General features: G+C 46.6%; 22 protein-coding genes. 21 read left to right on the top strand and 1 reads right to left on the bottom strand.

Features of this window, described 5'->3' with window-relative positions; genetic code table 11:
• Positions 1-34: 34 nt before the first annotated feature.
• From flhF to KHN79_RS09610, 21 genes are all read left to right on the top strand, one after another.
• The gene (flhF, locus tag KHN79_RS09710; protein WP_182008602.1) at positions 35-1,573 is read left to right on the top strand and encodes a flagellar biosynthesis protein FlhF; all 1,539 of its coding nucleotides are present in this window, start codon (positions 35-37) and stop codon (positions 1,571-1,573) included.
• Between the two features lie 14 nt (positions 1,574-1,587).
• A complete protein-coding gene (locus KHN79_RS09705) occupies positions 1,588-2,475 on the top strand; it encodes a MinD/ParA family protein (protein WP_182008601.1) in 888 nt (295 codons plus the stop codon).
• Positions 2,468-3,202 carry an RNA polymerase sigma factor FliA gene (locus KHN79_RS09700; protein ID WP_182008600.1) on the top strand — a complete coding sequence of 245 codons (735 nt, stop codon included), beginning with the start codon at positions 2,468-2,470 and terminating at the stop codon, positions 3,200-3,202. Before KHN79_RS09705 ends, KHN79_RS09700 begins: the two co-directional genes overlap by 8 nt.
• Positions 3,203-3,246: 44 nt before the next feature.
• Entirely contained in the window at positions 3,247-3,615 is a 369-nt protein-coding gene (gene cheY / locus KHN79_RS09695) for a chemotaxis response regulator CheY (RefSeq protein WP_017635949.1), read from the top strand.
• 117 nt (positions 3,616-3,732) lie between these two features.
• A complete protein-coding gene (locus KHN79_RS09690) occupies positions 3,733-4,473 on the top strand; it encodes a protein phosphatase CheZ (RefSeq protein ID WP_182008599.1) in 741 nt (246 codons plus the stop codon).
• A 9-nt stretch (positions 4,474-4,482) separates the two neighbouring features.
• Positions 4,483-6,657, top strand: coding sequence for a chemotaxis protein CheA (locus KHN79_RS09685; RefSeq protein ID WP_182008598.1), 2,175 nt, complete (start codon positions 4,483-4,485; stop codon positions 6,655-6,657).
• Positions 6,658-6,686: 29 nt separating this feature from the next.
• A complete protein-coding gene (locus tag KHN79_RS09680) occupies positions 6,687-7,799 on the top strand; it encodes a chemotaxis response regulator protein-glutamate methylesterase (protein WP_182008597.1) in 1,113 nt (370 codons plus the stop codon).
• Positions 7,800-7,807: 8 nt separating this feature from the next.
• Entirely contained in the window at positions 7,808-8,584 is a 777-nt protein-coding gene (locus tag KHN79_RS09675) for a ParA family protein (protein ID WP_182008596.1), read from the top strand.
• On the top strand, positions 8,577-9,617 hold the full coding sequence (locus tag KHN79_RS09670) for a chemotaxis protein CheW (protein ID WP_182008595.1): 1,041 nt from the start codon (positions 8,577-8,579) through the stop codon (positions 9,615-9,617). Before KHN79_RS09675 ends, KHN79_RS09670 begins: the two co-directional genes overlap by 8 nt.
• A gap of 35 nt (positions 9,618-9,652) precedes the next feature.
• Positions 9,653-10,147: a chemotaxis protein CheW gene (locus tag KHN79_RS09665; protein WP_182008594.1), complete on the top strand. Its 495-nt coding sequence runs from the start codon at positions 9,653-9,655 to the stop codon at positions 10,145-10,147.
• A gap of 14 nt (positions 10,148-10,161) precedes the next feature.
• A complete protein-coding gene (locus tag KHN79_RS09660; RefSeq protein WP_182008593.1) occupies positions 10,162-10,656 on the top strand; it encodes a DUF2802 domain-containing protein in 495 nt (164 codons plus the stop codon).
• A 312-nt stretch (positions 10,657-10,968) separates the two neighbouring features.
• Entirely contained in the window at positions 10,969-11,586 is a 618-nt protein-coding gene (ccmA, locus tag KHN79_RS09655; RefSeq protein WP_182008592.1) for a cytochrome c biogenesis heme-transporting ATPase CcmA, read from the top strand.
• A 1-nt stretch (position 11,587) separates the two neighbouring features.
• The gene (ccmB, locus tag KHN79_RS09650) at positions 11,588-12,256 is read left to right on the top strand and encodes a heme exporter protein CcmB (protein ID WP_182008591.1); all 669 of its coding nucleotides are present in this window, start codon (positions 11,588-11,590) and stop codon (positions 12,254-12,256) included.
• Positions 12,257-12,360: 104 nt separating this feature from the next.
• Positions 12,361-13,104, top strand: a complete 744-nt coding sequence (locus tag KHN79_RS09645) for a heme ABC transporter permease (RefSeq protein ID WP_182008590.1) — start codon at positions 12,361-12,363, stop codon at positions 13,102-13,104.
• Positions 13,105-13,115: 11 nt separating this feature from the next.
• Complete coding sequence (ccmD, locus tag KHN79_RS09640; RefSeq protein WP_182008589.1) at positions 13,116-13,322, top strand: heme exporter protein CcmD; 207 nt, start codon at positions 13,116-13,118, stop codon at positions 13,320-13,322.
• On the top strand, positions 13,319-13,804 hold the full coding sequence (gene ccmE, locus KHN79_RS09635; RefSeq protein WP_182008588.1) for a cytochrome c maturation protein CcmE: 486 nt from the start codon (positions 13,319-13,321) through the stop codon (positions 13,802-13,804). The genes ccmD and ccmE overlap by 4 nt, the downstream gene beginning before the upstream one ends.
• Complete coding sequence (locus KHN79_RS09630; protein ID WP_182008587.1) at positions 13,801-15,786, top strand: heme lyase CcmF/NrfE family subunit; 1,986 nt, start codon at positions 13,801-13,803, stop codon at positions 15,784-15,786. The genes ccmE and KHN79_RS09630 overlap by 4 nt, the downstream gene beginning before the upstream one ends.
• On the top strand, positions 15,779-16,333 hold the full coding sequence (locus KHN79_RS09625) for a DsbE family thiol:disulfide interchange protein (protein ID WP_182008586.1): 555 nt from the start codon (positions 15,779-15,781) through the stop codon (positions 16,331-16,333). Before KHN79_RS09630 ends, KHN79_RS09625 begins: the two co-directional genes overlap by 8 nt.
• Positions 16,330-16,815, top strand: coding sequence for a cytochrome c-type biogenesis protein (locus KHN79_RS09620; protein ID WP_182008585.1), 486 nt, complete (start codon positions 16,330-16,332; stop codon positions 16,813-16,815). The genes KHN79_RS09625 and KHN79_RS09620 overlap by 4 nt, the downstream gene beginning before the upstream one ends.
• The gene (gene ccmI / locus KHN79_RS09615) at positions 16,815-18,029 is read left to right on the top strand and encodes a c-type cytochrome biogenesis protein CcmI (protein ID WP_182008584.1); all 1,215 of its coding nucleotides are present in this window, start codon (positions 16,815-16,817) and stop codon (positions 18,027-18,029) included. Before KHN79_RS09620 ends, ccmI begins: the two co-directional genes overlap by 1 nt.
• A 203-nt stretch (positions 18,030-18,232) precedes the next feature.
• Positions 18,233-19,003, top strand: coding sequence for a VacJ family lipoprotein (locus KHN79_RS09610; RefSeq protein ID WP_182008583.1), 771 nt, complete (start codon positions 18,233-18,235; stop codon positions 19,001-19,003).
• 96 nt (positions 19,004-19,099) lie between these two features.
• Here the strand turns inward: KHN79_RS09610 and KHN79_RS09605 are convergent, their stop codons facing one another.
• Positions 19,100-20,440 carry an outer membrane protein transport protein gene (locus KHN79_RS09605; protein WP_182008582.1) on the bottom strand — a complete coding sequence of 447 codons (1,341 nt, stop codon included), beginning with the start codon at positions 20,438-20,440 and terminating at the stop codon, positions 19,100-19,102.
• Between the last annotated feature and the right edge of the window lie 200 nt (positions 20,441-20,640).

The raw sequence follows: 20,640 nt of genomic DNA, 5'->3' as shown, positions 1-20,640 counted from the left end.
AAGCTCCGCGGATCAATATTTATGGATTCATAGTTTGAAAATTAAGCGATTTTTTGCCAAAGACATGCGAACAGCGCTGCTCCAAGTAAAAGAGGAGCTAGGCGCGGATGCGGTGATCATGTCGAATAAGAAAGTAGCAGGTGGCGTGGCCATCGTTGCGGCGATAGATGGCGACTCGAATTCTCCATCAGGCGCGCTTTCTTCAACGTCTGCTCCTTCGCAATACAATCGCAATGCTCAGGCATCGAATCGCTACAGTGAACATCGTCAAATGTCATCTTCAGCGGCGGAGCGTTTTCAGGATCGCAGTTTAGATGAAGATAAAATCAGCCTGGGTCGTAATAATAAAAGCGACACCCAAGAAAAACCGGGCTCAATGACGCAGCGATTCGCTAACATGCTCAGGCATTACAGCGGTGATAGCACCGAATCTGACGGCTATGTGGCAGAGAACGAAGACTCTTTGTCAGCGTTGTTAAACCGTCAGAACAAACACCGTGACAGCTACGATAAAGAGCCATCTGTTCCATATCAGCCGGACTCACCTTTAGCCAAGCTTATTGCCCAGGACGACCGTTTTGAACGTCCAACGCCGAAGCTGGATCCAACCCGCTATGATCGTCGCAGACCTTCTGATGCCCGCGATGAATCAGCAGCAGAGCTGGAGAATATGCGTGAGGAGATGACGTCAATTCGTCGTCTTCTGGAGCATCAGGTTTCCGGATTGATGTGGCAGGAAGTAGAGCGCCGTGAACCATTAAGAGCCATGCTTATCAAACGCTTAGAGCGAATGGGTGTCTCTTCGGAATTGGCTGATCAAATGGCATGTTACATCCCGGAAGATACACAGCCGGCACGGGCATGGAAGGCTTTACTTTCACTCGTGGCGGATCAAATCCATATTCCAAAGCAAGATATCTTAAAACGTGGTGGTGTTGTTGCACTGTTGGGTCCGACAGGCGTCGGCAAAACGACAACAGTGGCAAAGCTCGCCGCACGTGCAGCGATGGAATACGGTGCGGACAATGTGGCGCTGGTTACGACGGATACTTTTCGTATTGGTGCCCACGAGCAGCTCTCAATTTACGGAAGAATTATGGGATGTCCTGTAAGAGTTGCTAAAGATTCTAATGAGTTAGCCGATGTAATATATCAGCTACGAAACAGAAGACTGATTTTGGTTGATACGGCAGGTATGGGGCAGCGAGATGTCAGGCTGACTGAACAGCTCGATACCCTGATGCAGGAAAGCGGTGAAGTGATTCATAGCTATCTTGTTTTGCCTGCCACTGCACAACGTCGTGTTTTACAAGAAACGCTGGAGCACTTCCGACGTATTCCTCTGTCGGGATGCATTATGACCAAACTTGATGAGTCACTTAGTTTAGGCGAGTTCATCAGCGTGGTGATTCAGAACGCACTGCCAGTGGCTTACATCGCTAATGGCCAGCGCGTACCAGAAGATATTGTGATAGCACAACCAAAATACATGCTTGCGAAAGCAAATGAACTGTTAGAGAAGTCGACAGAGAACGAACCTCACTTTTGGAATAGTGACAGCGAAGGACTCTAGGGCGGCGGATGACTATGACTGAGAATATGATACACGATCAAGCAAGCGGCCTCCGTCGCTTAACACAACCATCATTGACCAAGGTAATCGCAGTTACCGGCGGTAAAGGTGGCGTGGGAAAATCAAATGTAACACTGGGTTTGGCGATCTCTATGGCTCGCCAAGGCAAAAAAGTGATGGTTCTCGATGCTGACCTGGGTCTGGCTAATATCGACGTGATGCTGGGTATTCGCACAAAGCGTAATCTGGGACATGTTCTGGCAGGCGAATGTGAGTTGAAAGATGCGATTGTCGAAGGGCCTTATGGTATCAAGATAATCCCGGCAACGTCTGGTACGCAGAGCATGACGGAACTTTCGCATGCGCAGCACGCCGGCCTGATCCGTGCCTTTGGTAGTCTCGAAGACGAAATGGATATCCTGCTTATTGACACGGCGGCGGGTATTTCTGATATGGTTATCAGTTTCTCACGCGCAGCTCAGGATGTTGTGGTTGTTGTGTGTGATGAACCGACTTCTATCACCGATGCATACGCGTTAATTAAGCTATTGAGTAAAGAACATCAGGTTCAACGCTTTAAAGTCGTTGCCAACATGGTTCGAAGCTACCGAGAAGGACGCGAACTGTTTGCAAAACTAACGCTGGTTACGGAAAGATTTTTAAATGTAAGCCTGGAACTCGTCGCCTGTATTCCTCTAGACGATAAGGTAAGACAAGCGGTGAAACGACAAAAAATTGTCGTTGAAGCATTCCCGCGCTCTCCAGCTGCGTTAGCGATCAGCTCTCTGGCAAACAAAGCGTTAACGTGGCCAATACCAAAGACACCAAGTGGACACTTGGAGTTTTTCGTCGAAAGGTTGTTAAGTCGTGGTGATTTCGTAGAGGATCCGTTTGGTGAATAATGCAGTAACCTACGACCAAAACGGTAAGTTCAACAGTCAACGAGCGTTCATCGAGCGCTATTCTGTTTTGGTTAAACGTATTGCTCATCACCTTTTAGGCCGCTTACCGCCGAGTGTGCAGGTAGAAGATCTAATTCAGGCTGGCATGATTGGTCTTATCGAAGCTCAGCAGAATTACGATGCGACTAAAGGTGCGAGCTTTGAAACTTACGCTGGTATTCGTATCCGTGGCGCAATGTTAGATGATATGCGTAAAGGGGACTGGGTACCGCGTTCTGTCCATAAAAATAATCGAGAGATCAATCAGGCTATCGCAGAGCTGGAAGGCATTCTGAATCGCGATCCGACTGATTCGGAAGTTGCAGCACATCTCGGGATGACACTAGACCAATATCATAGTGCTCTAACCGATATAAACTGCTCTAAATTGGTCGGTATTGAAGATTTGGGTGTCTCTGATGATGTGATTTCACCCGCCGATGAAAGCGATAACAGCAACCCGTTTAAAGGGGTTGCTGATGAATCTTTTCGCAAAGCGTTGGTTGAATCAATAAAACAGCTTCCAGAGCGTGAAGCTTTGGTACTTTCGCTTTATTATGACGAAGAACTCAATTTAAAAGAAATTGGTGATGTATTGGGTGTAAGCGAATCTCGCGTCAGCCAAATACTGAGTCAGTCGATGCAACGTTTACGCACCAAGCTCAGTGCGTGGACACAAAATAATTAAAAACACTGATTTACGATTCAGTGGAGGCTATTTTGAATAAAAACATGAAGATCCTTATTGTTGATGACTTTTCAACAATGCGCCGTATTGTTAAAAACCTGCTTCGTGACTTAGGTTTCAATAACACTCAGGAAGCGGATGATGGTTTAACTGCTTTACCTATGCTGAAAAAAGGTGACTTCGATTTTGTCGTGACGGATTGGAACATGCCAGGGATGCAAGGTATCGACTTACTTAAACATATCCGTGCAGATGCGGAACTTAAGCACCTTCCGGTTCTTATGATCACAGCAGAAGCTAAGCGAGAGCAGATCATCGAAGCTGCTCAGGCAGGCGTTAATGGTTACATTGTTAAGCCATTTACAGCTGCAACACTAAAAGAAAAACTAGATAAAATTTTCGAGCGTTTATAACTCTCTTTTCTCTTTTGCTACTTGAGTCTTTGATATCAAATAAAAAAACATTACAAATGACTCTATGAGCGTTTACTAAAGCGATAAGAAGAACTAAACGTAAAGGGTCTATTCAGAATGATCTCACTAGAGCAGGCGAAGTCGCTCGTTCAGATGCTGGAAAACGAAGAGCAGGAGCAAGCCAACCGGCTTGTAGCCTCAATATATGAAGGCACTGAGAACCCAATGCTTCAGGAAATTGGAGCACTAACACGTGATCTCCATGATTCACTAAAGCAGTTCAATCTCGAACAACGCATGACTGAAATTGCGAAAGACGAAATCCCTGACGCAAGGGACCGTCTGAACTATGTGATCGAGAAAACGGAACTGGCAGCAAATAAGACGATGGATGCAGTAGATTGCTGCCTTCCTATCGCTGATAACTTGCATGACGGTCTCCAACAAGTCCGCCCTCAATGGAATGAACTGATGCGCGGTCGTATTGAGTTAAGCGAATTCAAAGCACTTTGTCATCGTATCGAAGAACTGTTAGTTCAGGTAGAAGGTGACAGCACTGAGTTACGCGGCCAATTGACCGAAATTCTCATGGCGCAAGACTTCCAAGACTTAACAGGCCAAATTATTCGCCGGGTAATTACCCTAGTGAATGAGGTGGAAAGCCGTTTAGTGGACATTCTCACCGTATTCTCCGGAAACAAATCAGAAGAACAGACTCAAGTTTTTGCAACATCGGCAGATAAAAAAGTTAAATCATCAAGTGAAGCCGAGGGTCCGATTCTTCATCCTGAACAGAGAGAAGATGCGGTTTCATCCCAGGACGAAGTCGATGACTTGTTGTCCAGTCTTGGATTTTAAAGGTAACGTATGAGCTACGATTTAGACGAAGATATTCTTCAGGACTTTTTAATTGAAGCTGGGGAGATTCTCGAACTGCTGTCTGAGCAGTTGGTGGAATTGGAAAACAACCCAGAAGACAAAGACTTACTTAATGCCATTTTCCGCGGATTTCATACTGTAAAAGGCGGAGCCGGCTTCCTTTCACTCGCTGAACTGGTAGACACTTGCCATGGTGCCGAGAATGTATTCGACATTTTACGCAACGGTCAACGTTCAGTAACGCCAAGCTTGATGGATACCATGCTTAAGGCGCTGGACACAGTAAATACTCAGTTCCAGGCTGTAAAAGAGCGTGAAGAACCAGAAGCGGCTGACCCTGCTCTTCTGGAAGAATTACACCGCCTGTGTAAACCTGAGTCACAGGATGAAGTGGTTGCCAGCGCAGCCGCTGTACCAGAGGTGGTAACTCCTGAACCTGTTGTTGACGAACCATCTGCTCCTGCAGCCGATTCTGGTACGGGTTCTGTGGATGATATTACCCAAGACGAATTTGAAAAGCTGCTGGATGAACTGCACGGTAAAGGCAGTGCACCTGGCGCGTCTAAGCCAGCACCTTCTGCACCTGTACAGGCAAGTGCACCTGCTAGTGACAGTGGCGATATTACTGACGATGAGTTTGAACGTCTTCTTGACGAGCTGCATGGCGTTGGTAAGAGCCCGACTACGTCAGGCGAGATGTCTACTGAACCAACAAAAGCTCCTGAGCCGGTTGCGTCTGTAAGTGCTTCATCCTCAGACAGCGATCTGATGACGGATGATGAGTTCGAGAAACTGCTAGATGAATTACACGGCAGCGGTAAAGGACCGTCAGTTGAAGAACTGGAAGCAGCGACTAAGCCAGCAACGGTAAATACAGTAGCCGATGTGCCGAAAGCTCAGGCTCCTGCAGTACAGCCACAATCACAACCGGTTGCAAAGAAAGAAGAAGCAAAAGCATCAGCCCCTGCTGTTAAAAAGCCACAAGCAGAAGCGACGGTGCGTGTTGATACTTCTACGCTTGATACCATTATGAACATGGTCGGCGAGCTTGTACTGGTGCGTAACCGTTTGTTGAGCCTCGGGCTAAACAGCAACGACGAAGAAATGTCGAAAGCGGTGGCCAACCTTGATGTAGTTACTGCAGACCTTCAAGGTGCCGTAATGAAAACACGCATGCAGCCAATCAAAAAAGTGTTTGGCCGCTTCCCGCGTGTTGTTCGCGACCTGGCGCGCAACCTGAACAAAGACATCGTGCTGGAAATGCGCGGTGAAGAAACTGACCTGGATAAAAACCTGGTTGAGGCTCTGGCCGACCCATTGATCCACTTGGTGCGTAACTCTGTCGACCACGGTATTGAAATGCCGGATGATCGCGTACAAGCGGGTAAATCACGTACCGGTAAAGTGATTCTTTCTGCATCGCAAGAAGGCGACCATATTGAACTGGCGATCGTCGATGACGGTGGCGGTATGGATCCAAACAAACTTCGTGGTATCGCCGTTAAACGCGGCATGATGGACGAAGACGCTGCCGCTCGTTTGACCGACAAAGAGTGTTTCAACTTAATCTTTGCACCGGGTTTCTCTAGTAAAGAGAAAATTTCTGATATTTCAGGCCGCGGCGTAGGTATGGATGTGGTGAAGACCGCAATCAATACGCTGAATGGTTCTATTGATATCGACTCTGAGCTTGGTAAAGGCACTAAGATTACTATCAAAGTACCGCTTACGCTGGCAATCCTGCCAACTCTGATGGTTGGCGTTGGTGGCCATCCGTTTGCGTTACCTCTGGCATCGGTAAATGAAATCTTCCATTTAGATTTAAGCCGTACCAATGTGGTTGACGGTCAGCTGACTATCATTGTTCGCGATAAGTCTATTCCGCTGTTCTATCTGCAAAACTGGTTGGCTGCCAAATCTCCTCGAGTTGAACAGCGTACCGGACACGGTCATGTGGTGATCGTTCAGTTGGGCAGTCAGCGCGTTGGTTTTGTGGTTGATACTCTCATTGGTCAGGAAGAAGTGGTTATCAAACCGCTGGACAAATTATTGCAAGGTACCCCGGGTATGGCAGGTGCAACTATCACTAGTGATGGTCACATCGCCCTGATTCTTGATGTGCCAGATTTACTTACGCGATACGCATCGGCTTCTCGCATTTAAGCGAAGCTGAGGTTTAGAAAAGGAACAAAATGGCGATTAAAGTACTAGTCGTAGATGATTCAAGTTTTTTCCGTCGTCGCGTTAGCGAAATCATCAACTCAGAATCGCGCCTAGAGGTAATTGACGTTGCGGTTAATGGCAAAGAAGCGGTGGAAAAAGCCAAGTCGCTCAAGCCAGACGTCATTACCATGGATATTGAAATGCCCGTGATGGATGGTATTACTGCCGTCCGTGAGATAATGGCAGCGTCTCCTACGCCAATCCTGATGTTTTCGTCCCTGACTCATGATGGGGCGAAAGCAACACTTGATGCGCTCGATGCAGGCGCTCTGGATTTCTTACCGAAAAAGTTTGAAGACATTGCACGTAACCGTGATGAGGCAGTATCGCTTCTTCAGCAGCGTGTGATTCAGATAGCATCCAAGCGCGCATATTTGCGCCGCCCTGCAGTACGGACCTCGACCGTGAGTGAGACGTCAACTGCACGACCGTTGGCAACACGTCCTTCGAACACCGCAGTGGCAGCTCCACGTCCGTCAGTGTCGAAATATCGTGCTTCGGGTAAGAGATATCAGCTGACGGCGATTGGTACGTCTACTGGCGGGCCTGTTGCATTGCAAAAGATACTGACGCAATTGCCGGTTAACTATCCGCATCCGATTGTTCTTATCCAGCATATGCCTGCGACCTTTACTGCCGCCTTTGCCAGCCGCTTGAACTCTCTGTGCAAGATTCAGGTTAGAGAAGCACAGGATGGTGATGTTTTACAGGCGGGCGTTGCTTATCTTGCTCCCGGCGGTAAGCAGATGATGGTTGATGGCCGTGCAGGTGCCGCGCGTCTGCGTATCATAGATGGTGGCGATCGCATGAACTACAAACCGTGTGTCGATGTTACCTTCGGTTCTGCTGCCAAAGTGTATGGAGACAAAGTACTGTCACTCGTACTTACCGGTATGGGTGCTGACGGTCGCGAAGGTGCACGTATGCTGAAATCTGCCGGTTCAACCATTTGGGCGCAGGATGAAGACAGCTGCGTGGTATATGGTATGCCACAAGCTGTTGCCAAAGCGGGGCTTTCGTCTGAAGATTTACCTCTCGACCGCATTAGCGAGCGTATGCTGGTAGAGTTGGGGTTAGCGTAGGATAGATCATGATCGTTTGGAGTGTAGCTAACCAAAAAGGTGGTGTAGGTAAAACGACATCCACTGTGACATTAGCGGGTCTTTTGAGCCAGCAAGGTCATCGAGTGCTTATGGTCGATACCGATCCGCACGGATCACTGACGACTTACCTCGGTTATGATTCAGATAATGTCTCATCAAGTTTATTTGACTTGTTTCAGCTAAAGACGTTTTCCCGTGAAACGGTAAAACCTTTAATCCTTGAAACAAAGCTAGAAGGGATGGATATCATACCCGCACATATGTCCCTTGCGACACTGGATCGCGTGATGGGGAATCGCAGTGGTATGGGGCTTATCCTGAAGCGTGCGTTGAAAACCGTAGAACAAGATTACGACTATGTGTTGATAGACTGTCCGCCGATCCTAGGCGTGATGATGGTCAACGCACTTGCAGCCAGTGACCGTATTCTGATCCCGGTTCAGACAGAGTTCTTAGCAATGAAAGGTCTTGAGCGTATGATGCGCACGCTGACCATCATGCAGAAGTCTCGTCCGGGCGGCTTTAACGTTACGATAGTACCGACAATGTACGACAAGCGTACCCGCGCCTCGCTGCAGACACTAACGCAACTGAAACAGGATTATCCGAATCAGGTGTGGACATCTGCGGTACCAATCGACACCAAGTTCCGCGATGCCAGTCTTAAGCACTTACCGGCTTCTCACTTTGCATCAGGCAGTCGTGGCGTATTTGCTTACAAGCAGTTACTGATTTATCTGGAGAGGTTAGCGCTTGATGAGTAATCATGACGTACTTTCCAGTGAGCAAGCGCTTGATGATTATTTCTGCGCTTTGCTTGGTGAAGAAGCAGAAGTAGAAACAGATATTTCAGAAGCACTAGATTCGTCTGAATCGGAGTTATCATCTGCAGAGCCAGAGCCAGAGCCAGAGCCAGAGCCAGAGCCAGAGCCAGAGCCAGAGCCAGAATTAGCGTTACAACCTGTTAAGGTAGAATCTTACCCATTTCGGGAGTCCTATACCTCGGAGTTGCAGGCCCCTAACTTAGAGGATGTTGAACGATTGTTGAGTCAGCTTCAATCCACCGATGTGGTTGATGAGTTAGACATCGACGATATTTTGGCACAGAACACGATAGATATTGCCTCACAATCTAAGCCGGTTGTGGAACAGATTCCAACACCTGTTGCTGTGGCTGAAGAGGTTCAGGATTGGGTTGTTGAAGCGCCTACCATTGTCTCGGCGCAGTCTGAACCTGATTTGCCACAGGCAGAGCCTGAGGAAGTCATTGAAACAGAAACTCAGGTATCGACAGAGCCTGAAACACAGACAAGCCCGGCACTGGTGACGTCGTGGGAAAGTACTCAGCGAGCTGAAGACTTTCAGGTTCTCTACTTCGACGTTAATGAAGTGCTTTTTGCCGTGCCGCTTGATGAGCTAGGCGGTATTCATCGTATTACTGAACTTAATCACCTGATAGGCAAACCTGGATGGTATCTGGGATTGCAGACCAATCGTGAACAGAAGTTTGATGTGGTCGATACTGCGAAGTGGGTGATGGCGGATAAACTCCGCGATGAACAATATAAAGATAACTACCAATATGTCGTGATGCTTGGTGAAAGCAACTGGGGTTTGGCCAGTAACCAGTTAATGGGGACCGAATCGCTCAATATCGACAAAGTTCGCTGGCGACAAGAGGCTGGAAAGCGGCCTTGGCTAGCGGGCATGGTGAAAGAAAAAATGTGTGCTTTAATTCATGTAAAGGCACTTGTTGAGATGCTAAACGCTGGTTTAGACGTGAAATCAATAAATTAGAATAAAGTCGGGAACGACATTAACGAGGATTAACTATGTCTCAAGCTTTTGAAGTAGAAGTGAAGAAAGATGTAACCAATGACGAAGTTCTTCAGTGGGTGACGTTCCAGCTAGAAGAAGAAACGTACGGCATTAACGTAATGCAGGTACGTGAAGTGCTTCGTTACACAGAAATAGCCCCTGTTCCGGGTGCGCCAGATTATGTGCTGGGTATTATTAACCTGCGTGGCAACGTAGTAACGGTTATCGATACGCGTTCACGTTTCGGCCTGATGGAAGGCGAGGTTACTGATAATACACGTATTATTGTTATCGAGTCTGAACGTCAGGTGATTGGTATTCTGGTTGATAGCGTAGCGGAAGTAGTTTACCTGCGTTCTTCTGAGATTGACACTACACCTTCTGTTGGTACCGACGAGAGTGCTAAGTTTATTCAGGGCGTTAGCAACCGCGATGGCAAGCTCCTTATCCTGGTAGACCTAAACAAGCTGCTTTCTGAAGACGAATGGGATGAAATGGCTCACCTGTAATTGGCTGAATGATCATGGCTGAAGTGAATTTTCTATCTGTACCTGTTATTACTGGTGGCGTGGCTTTCATTGTCTTGTTGCTGTTCGTTTTTCAACTGCGTATCCGCTCTGGTTTGCAAAAGAAAATCGATCACCAGCGAGCTCAAGTCCGTCAAGCCGATAAAGATATGCAGAAACTGAACAAACAGTTACTGGAAGTTCGGTCTGTCGTCGTAGGCCTCGGACAAAAGGTTACAGAGCAGCAAGATATTATTCAGCATTTAAACGAGCGCATTCGCGAGCTCGAACATGCAGATACAGACGGCAGGTTATACAGCCGAGCATCCAAAATGGTTCAGCTTGGCGCAGATATCAACGAGCTGATTGAAGAGTGCGAGTTACCAAAAGCAGAAGCTGAGCTGATGCTATCGCTACAGAAAAAGCTTGCAGGTAAAGAAAAAATTCCGCCACTCAGCGGTCGTCCATCTGAAGCGCAGAACTATCCTTCACGCGGAAAAAGACGACGTTAGAACAGACTCCTAAACAAAAAAGAAGCTTCGGCTTCTTTTTTTGTTTATAAGCTTCAGAAATGAACGTTTGGCCTGTTATGAAATTAATGCACTATCGCTGTCAATGTATACCCAAGTAACATCAAGATGCTCTGAATCCTGCATCTTGAAGTCACTTGGGTATATATAACTATTTATGGTTAATTTTATCGGATTGTGTAGTTAAGTTAACAAAAATTCATGAACTTACTTACATCTATAGCCTCTTATCCTGTTTCGTCTTAAGTAAGCTGTGCTAATATACGCGCTCGTTCATTATTTAGTTGAAGCCCTATGTTAGAAGTGTCTAACCTTACTGCGATCCGTGATGAAAGGGTCCTGTTTGAAAACTTGAAATTTGAAATAAAACCAGGCGAACTGGTTCAGATTGAAGGGCGAAACGGAACAGGAAAAACGACGCTGTTACGAATTGTTACCGGGTTAGGTGACAGGGAAGACGGCATCATCAAGTGGAAGGGAGAAGAGGTTGAAAAATCTCGGGATATCTTTCATCGTGACCTCCTGTTCCTGGGGCATCAAACCGGCGTAAAGCGTGAACTAACTGCATTAGAAAACCTCCGTTTTTATCAGTCTATCCACAATAATCACACCTCCGACGATGAAATATATACTGCATTGACGCAAGTTGGCTTAGCGGGAAGGGAAGATATTCCTGTGGCACAGCTCTCTGCGGGTCAGCAACGTCGCGTAGCGCTGGCAAGGCTGTGGCTGAGCAAGCAAATTTTGTGGATTTTAGATGAGCCACTTACGGCCATTGATAAACAAGGCGTCAAGGTATTAGAAGCATTGTTTGCTAATCATGCCGACAGCGGCGGCATCGTTATTCTGACCACACACCAAGATATGTTTTCCGACAGCTCTAAACTTAGAAAAATTAAACTGGGTGATTGATATGATCTCGGCCATGACCACTATTATTCGTCGCGAGCTCTTGATTGCATATCGCCGTCAAGCAGACATTCTGAATCCGCTTTGGTTTTTTATCATTGTTATCACCTTGTTTCCTCTGAGTATTGGTCCTGAGCCAAATTTGTTAGCACGTATTTCAGCAGGCATTGTTTGGGTTGCTGCATTGCTGTCTGCATTATTATCATTAGAGCGTCTGTTTCGTGATGACTTTCAAGACGGTGCATTGGAGCAAATGATGCTTATGCCAATCCCATTGCAACTTGTCGTGATTTCGAAGGTTATTGCTCACTGGCTGTTAACGGGCTTACCACTTATTTTGATCAGTCCTCTGTTAGCGGTTTTACTTTCTCTTGATTTCGATACTTGGCTTGCGGTTGTGCTTACATTAGCTGTAGGTACACCAGCGCTTAGTTTTATTGGTGCCATTGGTGTGGCACTGACGGTTGGGTTGCAAAAGGGCGGCGTACTTTTAAGTCTGCTTGTTCTTCCGCTCTATATCCCAATCCTGATTTTTGCAACGTCTGCAATTGATGCGGCGGCGCTCGGTGTGGCGTATAACGGCCAACTGGCGATTTTAGGCGCGATGCTAATGGGTGCGATAACATTCACACCATTTGCAATCAGTGCTGCGTTGCGGGTTAGTGTTAACTAACATTAACAAGTGGTCCTTCTGAAAGGGCTTACTTAATGATTAAAGCACAGCAATGGCTCAGGCCAGTCAGACTGTGCCCCTGATAGTAAGAGTGAGAACAAAACATGTGGAAATGGCTACATCCTTACGCCAAGCCTGAAGCGGCTTACCGCCTGAGTGGTAAGTTCCTGCCGTGGTTTTCTGTATTAGCCCTCGTGTGCTTGACTGTTGGTACGGTTTGGGGATTGGCGTTTGCGCCTTCTGATTATCAACAAGGTGATAGTTTCCGAATCATCTATATTCATGTTCCATCCGCTATGTGGTCTATGGGCGCTTACCTGTCGATGGCGATAGCTGCGTTTATTGGACTCGTATGGCAAGTCCGTCTTTCCGATATGGCTGCGTTAGCTATGGCTCCTATCGGCGCGGTATACACCTTTATTGCATTGGTAACCGGCGCGGTATGGGGTAAGCCAATGTGGGGCACTTGGTGGGTATGGGATGCTCGCCTTACTTCTGAACTTATTCTTCTATTTTTATATTTAGGGGTTATTGCGCTGTACCACGCTTTTGATGATCAAAAGACCGCAGCAAAAGCCGCAGGTATTTTAGCCATCGTTGGTGTTGTGAACTTACCAATCATCCATTTCTCGGTTGAATGGTGGAACACGCTGCACCAAGGTGCGACTATCACGAAGTTCGAGCAACCATCCATTTCAGCTGACATGCTCTGGCCACTGTTACTGAATATTTTGGGTTTTGCGTTCTTCTTTGGTGCCGTGACCATGGTGCGTTTCAGAAATGAAATCATCAGTAAAGAGGGTCACCGCCCTTGGGTACGTCAAATTGCAACAGAAAAAACTCAGTGAGGTAGTTAATTATGTATTTTGAATCTCTGAGCGACTTTTTTGCCATGGGTGGCTACGCATCATACGTATGGAGCTCGTTTGGCATCACCTTTCTATCGATGCTGATCCTTTTAATTACTAGTCTTCGTCGCGGTGACGCATTATTGGATGAAGTGAAAGCAAAAATTGACCGTCAAGCTCGTATTGACGCAGCGAAGAATATGGAGAACACGTTATGAACCCGAGACGTAAAAAGAGGCTGGGAGTTGTATTAGCTATCTTTGTCGGTATCAGTGCAACCATTGGTTTGATGCTTTATGCGCTTAACCAGAATATGGACCTTTTCTACACGCCTACAGAGCTGGTCAATGGTAAAGAGGATGGCACTAAGCCAGAAGTTGGTCAGCGTCTGCGAATCGGTGGTATGGTGGTTAACGGCTCGGTTCGTCGCGATCCTGATTCATTGAAAGTAAGTTTTGACCTGCACGATATAGGCCCTAAAGTGACCGTCGTTTACGAAGGTATTCTTCCAGACTTGTTCCGTGAAGGACAGGGCATTGTTGCACAGGGTGTTTTGCGTGACGCGACTACAATTGAAGCGTTTGAAGTGCTAGCGAAACACGATGAAGATTACATGCCGCCAGAAATCGCAGCTGCGATGGAAAAAACGCATGAACCGATGAAATACAGCTCTGAGCAAAAACAAGGAAGCGACCAATGATTGCAGAAATCGGTCACTTTGCCCTCATATTATCGCTCGCGATGGCTGTGCTGCTAAGCATACTGCCACTATGGGGTGCATCAAATAATAGCACCATGCTGATGAATACAGCTCGGCCGTTATCTTGGTCGATGTTCATTATGCTGTTGTTCTCCTTCATAATTTTATGTTGGGGCTTTTATACTAACGACTTTACGCTGCAGTATGTAGCCAGTAACTCAAACAGCCAGTTACCCTGGTATTACCGTCTGACCGCTGTTTGGGGTGCGCACGAAGGTTCGCTACTTCTTTGGGTTCTAATCCAGGCTGCCTGGACAGTTGCCGTGGCGACATTCAGTCGCGGTATGCCACAGGAATCTGTCGCTCGCGTATTGGCTGTGATGGGGATGATTTCTGTTGGCTTCCTGATGTTTATCATCTTTACCTCCAGCCCGTTCCTGCGCACCTTGCCATTCTTCCCTGTTGACGGCCGTGACTTAAACCCGCTTCTGCAAGATCCGGGTCTGATTGTTCACCCGCCTATGCTTTACATGGGTTATGTAGGCTTCTCTGTAGCATTCTCATTTGCAATTGCTTCTTTGATGACCGGGCGTCTTGATACAGCCTGGGCTCGCTGGTCTCGTCCCTGGACAACTGCCGCTTGGGTATTCCTCACAGTAGGTATCGCATTAGGCTCTTGGTGGGCGTATTACGAATTAGGCTGGGGTGGCTGGTGGTTCTGGGACCCGGTAGAAAACGCGTCATTTATGCCTTGGCTAGCTGGTACTGCATTGATGCACTCTCTGGCTGTGACAGAGAAGCGCGGCACGTTTAAGGCGTGGACAGTGTTATTGGCAATCTCTGCATTCTCGCTGAGTCTGCTAGGCACGTTCCTTGTACGTTCAGGTATTTTGGTATCCGTACACGCATTTGCCTCTGATCCGGCTCGAGGCATGTTTATTCTTGGCTTCCTCGTATTTGTTATCGGTGGCTCGCTGTTATTGTTTGCTCTTAAAGGGGCATCTGTCCGTGTACGCGGAAACTTCAGCTTAGTATCACGTGAAAACGTCTTGCTAGGTAACAATGTATTACTCATCGCAGCACTTGTTGTTGTGTTGGTTGGTACTTTGCTGCCGCTGGTTCACAAACAAATTGGTTTGGGCTCTGTTTCTATTGGCGCGCCATTCTTCGACATGTTGTTCGCGTGGCTGATGATGCCGTTTGCCTTCTTGTTAGGCATAGGTCCACTTATCCGCTGGAAGCGAGACCAGTTGTCATCCATTGTTAAACCAATGGTGATCTCAGGGGTAACTGCACTGCTATTAGCGGCCGTATGTGTTTATCTGTTTGCTGATTTCTTCCAGATTATGGCCTACATCGGTTGGGTTATGGCGATTTGGATCATCGTAATGCATGGTTTTGAGTTACATGGACGTGCAACGCATCGCCATAGTTTTGTCGAAGGTGTCGGTAAATTACAACGCAGTCACTGGGCGATGATGATGGGGCACATTGGTCTGGCAGTAACCATTATTGGTATTGCGATGGTGCAAAATTACAGTATTGAACGCGATGTACGTCTGGCACCGGGTGAGCATTTCCAGATTCAGGGTTATGATTTCTATTTCTCTGGCCTGCGTGACAAAGATGGTCCGAACTATGATGGTTATATCGCTGATTTTGAAGTGACTCATAACGGCAGTTACATCAATACGCTGCATGCGGAGAAACGTTTCTATCGTACAGCGAAGTCTATGATGACTGAGGCAGCGATTGATCGCGGTGTGACCCGTGACCTTTACATTGCGATGGGAGAGCGTCTGGAAGATAACCGCTCATGGGCAGTCCGTATTTACTACAAACCATTTGTTCGTTGGATCTGGGCTGGTGCTTTGATCATGGCAATTGGTGGTGGCCTGGCGATTTCTGACAAGCGTTACCGTTTCCGTAAGTCATCTAAGAAGAGCTCTAAGTCAAAGGAGCAAGTTGCACAATATGAATAAAAAAGTGTTGTTTATTCCATTAGTTGCTTTTTTGGTCCTTGCTGGGATCTTTGCAACGCAGTTGATGCGAAACCAAGAGGGTGATGACCCGACAAAGCTTGAATCTGTTTTAGTAGGAAAGACTGTGCCAGCATTCCGCCTTGAGGATCTGGCTGAACCGGGCAAACAGTACGACCAGTCAATATTCAAAGGTGAGCCGCTACTGTTAAACGTTTGGGCAACTTGGTGTCCGACCTGTTTTGCAGAGCACAAATATCTGAATGAACTGGCTGATAAAGGCGTGAAGATCATTGGTATGAACTATAAAGATGATCGCACTAAAGCCGTTGGCTGGTTAAACGACTTAGGTAACCCTTACCTTATTAGTCTGTTTGATGGCAGCGGTATGCTGGGCTTGGATCTAGGTGTTTACGGCGCTCCGGAAACGTTCATTATCGATGCCGACGGTATCATCCGCTACCGACATGTTGGTGATGTCAATCCGCGCAACTGGGCAAGTACTTTGGAACCGCTGTACAACCAATTGGTTGAGGAGGCTAAGCTATGAGAAAGGTGATTTTAGCAGTATTCGCTGCGCTGACATTCTCATTGGCGGCTCAAGCTGCAATTGAGGTGTATGAGTTTGATAACTTAAAACAAGAGCAGCAGTTTAAAGAGTTAAGCCACACGCTCCGTTGCCCTAAGTGTCAAAACAATACGATTTCTGACTCTAACGCTGAGTTAGCTCAGGACTTACGCCACAAGGTGTATGAGATGACGAAAGAGGGCAAGTCGAAAGATGAGATCGTTGATTACATGGTTGCACGTTATGGTAACTTTGTAACTTACAACCCTCCATTTACGTTGGCTACCGCTATTTTATGGCTTGGTCCGCTTGCTGTTGTTCTGGTTGGCTTTACATTGATTGTAATTCGTAGCCGCAAATCTAAAGCTAAAGCAGTTGCAAATAGTGATGAGCAATGGGACGAGCAAAAAGAAGCTCGACTCAAAGAGTTGCTTAAAGAAGAAAACAGCGGAGAGAACAAGTAATGACACTATTTTGGATTTCTACTGTTGTTTTAACGCTGATTGCCTGTGCGATGGTGGCAATGCCACTAATGAAGCAGAAAGCAAACAACGATGAAGTATTACGTGATGAACTAAACAAGGCGTTTTATAAAGATCGTTTATCAGAGCTACAGGAAGAGGATGAAGAAGGACTGGTTGAGAACCAGGACGATTTGATTTCGGATCTGAAACAATCGTTATTGGATGATATCCCTGGTGATAAAAGTCATCAGGAGACAAAAGTCTCTCCGGTAGCGGTATTAGTACCTTCAGTGATTTTAACTGTTGTCTTGAGCTATGGTCTGTACTACAAATTTGGTGCATCCCAAGAGGTGGTCAAGTGGCAGGAAGTCTCTGCAAACCTTCCGGCGTTATCAAAAAAGCTAATGTCTAGTACAGCTGAGCCGCTAAGCGATGATGAAATGGCAGATTTGACTTTGGCATTGCGTACACGTCTTCATTATCAGCCGGAAGACTCAACCGGTTGGTTACTATTAGGCCGTATTGCACTGGCAAACCGCGATGTATCTACTGCGATCGATGCGATGGAGAAGTCATATAATCTTGAGCCTCAGGACCCTGATATCATGCTGGGTTATGCGCAAGCGCTGATGCTGTCTCAGGAAGAAATAGATCAGAACACCGCACGTTCGCTACTGGGAAAACTCGTTCAGCAAGATCAGGTTGATCTGCGCGTGTTCTCACTACTGGCATTCGATGCTTTTGAGCGTAAGGACTACCCAGCTGCGATTAAGTACTGGGGTATTATGCAGCAAGTGATCGGACCGCAAGACAGCCGTTATGAGATGCTTTCCCGTAGTATTGACAGTGCGCGTAAGCAGATGGGAGAAACAGTTGCACCTGATAAGAGTGTCGCAGTTACTATCAATCTGGCTCCTGAAGCTAAGGTTAACCCGAACGGTGTTCTCATCGTTTCTGTTCACCGCGCTGATGGTTCTCCAATGCCTGTAGCAGCTGCTCGTTACCCGTTAGCGGCGTTCCCGCGCACCGTGGTTTTAGATGACGGCAATGCCATGATGCAAGGCTCAAAGCTGTCTTCACTGGACAAGCTTTTGGTGCGTGTCCGTGTTGACTCTGATGGTAACGTAGCAACGCGCGATCATGATTGGCATGGTGAAAGTGGGGTGGTCGAATTTGGTCAACCTGTTGAAGTTACAATCAATAAGCAGTATTAATTAGTAATATCAATAGTGTTCAGGTCAGTACCATGCAGTGGTATGACTTAACACTATCGAGTAGAATATCCGAGGCCAGCGTTAGCTGGCCTTTGTTTATATACTCAAGTGACTTCAGAATGTATTAGGTTACTTGAGTATATTAATGATACTAATCACTGTAATTAAGTGAACGGTATAACATAGTCGTTATGGAAAATAGAATGTATAACAAGGGTAAAACCACCTTTTTGTTGTTGTTAGCAGTTGGAATGGTTGGTTGTTCAACTGTGCCTGAAGAGGCCACAACAGAAGAAACAAATCAAACGACTTCTAATGTGTACGATCCGTTGGAAGGCTTTAACCGTGCCATGTGGGAAATCAACTATGATTATTTAGACCCATATTTGGTACGTCCAGTATCATTGGCGTATGTTGAATACACTCCGACACCAATTCGCTTTGGTATTGCTAACTTTCTGGCGAACTTAGATGAACCGGCCAGTGTGGTAAACAATCTAGTCATGGGCAATGGCACTAAAGCGGTGGAGCACTTTAACCGCTTCTGGATTAACTCTTCCTTTGGTATTTTCGGTTTGTTTGATATCGCTACAAAAGCCGGCATTACCAAACACGATAATAAAGCCTTTAGCGACGCAGTCGGCCACTACGGAGTAGGAAACGGCCCATACTTTATGATCCCTGGCTACGGTCCATATACTTTACGTGAAGTCACGGATACGGTTGACGGCATGTATTTGCCATTGTCCTACCTGAATTTTTGGGCTGGCTTAGGTAAGTGGGCGTTGGAAGGTATGGAAAAGCGTGCACTGATTGTTCCACAAGAAGCGCAGCTGGATAACTCACCAGATCCTTACGCATTAACGCGTGACGTTTATATTCAGCGCCAGAACTTTAAAGCGGAAGTGGAAAACGGCAAAGAAGTAAATGAGGAAGAAGAAGCTTACTTAGATGAGTATTTAGAAGACTTCTAACACTGCGATTTACTTAACTAGCATTAAAAAGGCTTAGCAACTGCTAAGCCTTTTTGGTGCCTGATCTATTCTCTTCTCTTTATCTGAAATAGTAGATCAGAATCGGTAGTTCGCCTGCACACCAACCAGCCATACGTTGCCGGTTGTTTCACCAACAAACTGACCACCTACTGTTTCAGCAGTATCGTCTGATGAGTAACCGCGAGATTCTGTGATAGGAGCATCTTTAGCAATGATGTAAGTGAAACCAGCATCCAGGCTGAAGTTTTTAGTCCAGTCATAGGTTGCACCAACGCTTAGCCAAGTACGATCTGTTTCTGGGATAGTGATTGTGCGGTTTTTGTCGCTCACTGCGGAGGTATCGTAAGCAACACCTGTTCTTAGTGCCAGCTTAGGCTGAAGTTGGTAAGTCGCGCCTACAGCAAAGCGGTAGTTGTCTTCCCAGTTTTCAACTTTAACCATTTTAGTGCCTGCTGTATCCAGGTTTGCTTCTAGCTTTTCGAACGAGCTCCAGTCAGTCCAGTTGATGCTTGCATGCAAAGCTAGCTGTTCTGTGATTTGGTGGAAACTTGCTAGTTCAGCTGTCGCTGGCAGGCTTAGGTTCATGTAACCGTTGTCGCGAGTCTGACCAGCCTCAAAGCCAAAACCAAGTCCTTCTGCATGTCCTTGTAATTTAAGGTCTACTTCAGATTTATATGCAAAGCCTACGCGGTGGTTATCATTGATTTGCCACGCTGTGCCTATTTGCCAGCCCCAAGCGGTATCATCACCTTCCATGTATTTTAGAGCCGTACCCTCAGGAGCACTGATCGGTGCGCCCGTTGAAGGGTTGATTCCAACTATATTGCTTGCAGGCGCAGTAGCACCAAAGCTGCCTTCACCGATGATATAGCGGATACCACCACCAATGCTGATTGCATTGCTTAGCTTGTACGCTGCATTAAGGTTCGCTTCCATTGTCGTCACGCTGGCTTCATTACCAAAGTGTGATGCAGCAAAGCCTGTACCCAGGTCTGTTTCCATACCGTAGTTGGTACCAAAGGCCAGGCCGACTGCGAACTCATCATTGTACTGGTGTGACAAGTAAAAGTTCGGAATGACAGCGTCGTTAGCGAAGTCATCAGAGGAAGTTGGAGTCGTACCTATAACACTGCCATTCAGCGGGTTTTTAAGCGTTGTCGAACCGTCTACATCAAGGTTCGGATTAACATAAATCGCACCAACAGACACTTGTGTGCCTTTTAAATACGTTAGCATTGCAGGGTTACGCCATTGAGAGCTAGCGTTGTCAGCCATCGCAGCTTCGCCTGCGTACGCGCGGCCCAGGCCAGTTGCAGAATATTCCGCAAGTTGGAACCCTGCTGCGTTTACCACATTGGAAGTGCCTAGCAGGCCGAAAGCTACTGCTGCTGAAAGGAGAGTCTTGTTGGTTTTCATTTCATGTTCGCTGAATTATTAATAACGTGGTACAAAATTTTAAAGATAGAGCTTTTGCTTTAGAAATGAAAATCGGCAAATAACATGGCTTTGGTATTAAATTCTTACTTTTGTTTTTAAATTGGTTTAAAAGTCTGCTTGTGAATGGTGTGTAAAGGATTTTCAGCGAACACATGTGAGGTGCAAAGGTGGTATTCAGA

Source organism: Vibrio sp. B1FLJ16 (assembly GCF_905175385.1).
In the GTDB taxonomy this organism is placed as follows: domain Bacteria; phylum Pseudomonadota; class Gammaproteobacteria; order Enterobacterales; family Vibrionaceae; genus Vibrio.
Note: the sequence above shows the minus strand (reverse complement) of the source record. Positions and strands in the feature narration are given on the sequence as shown.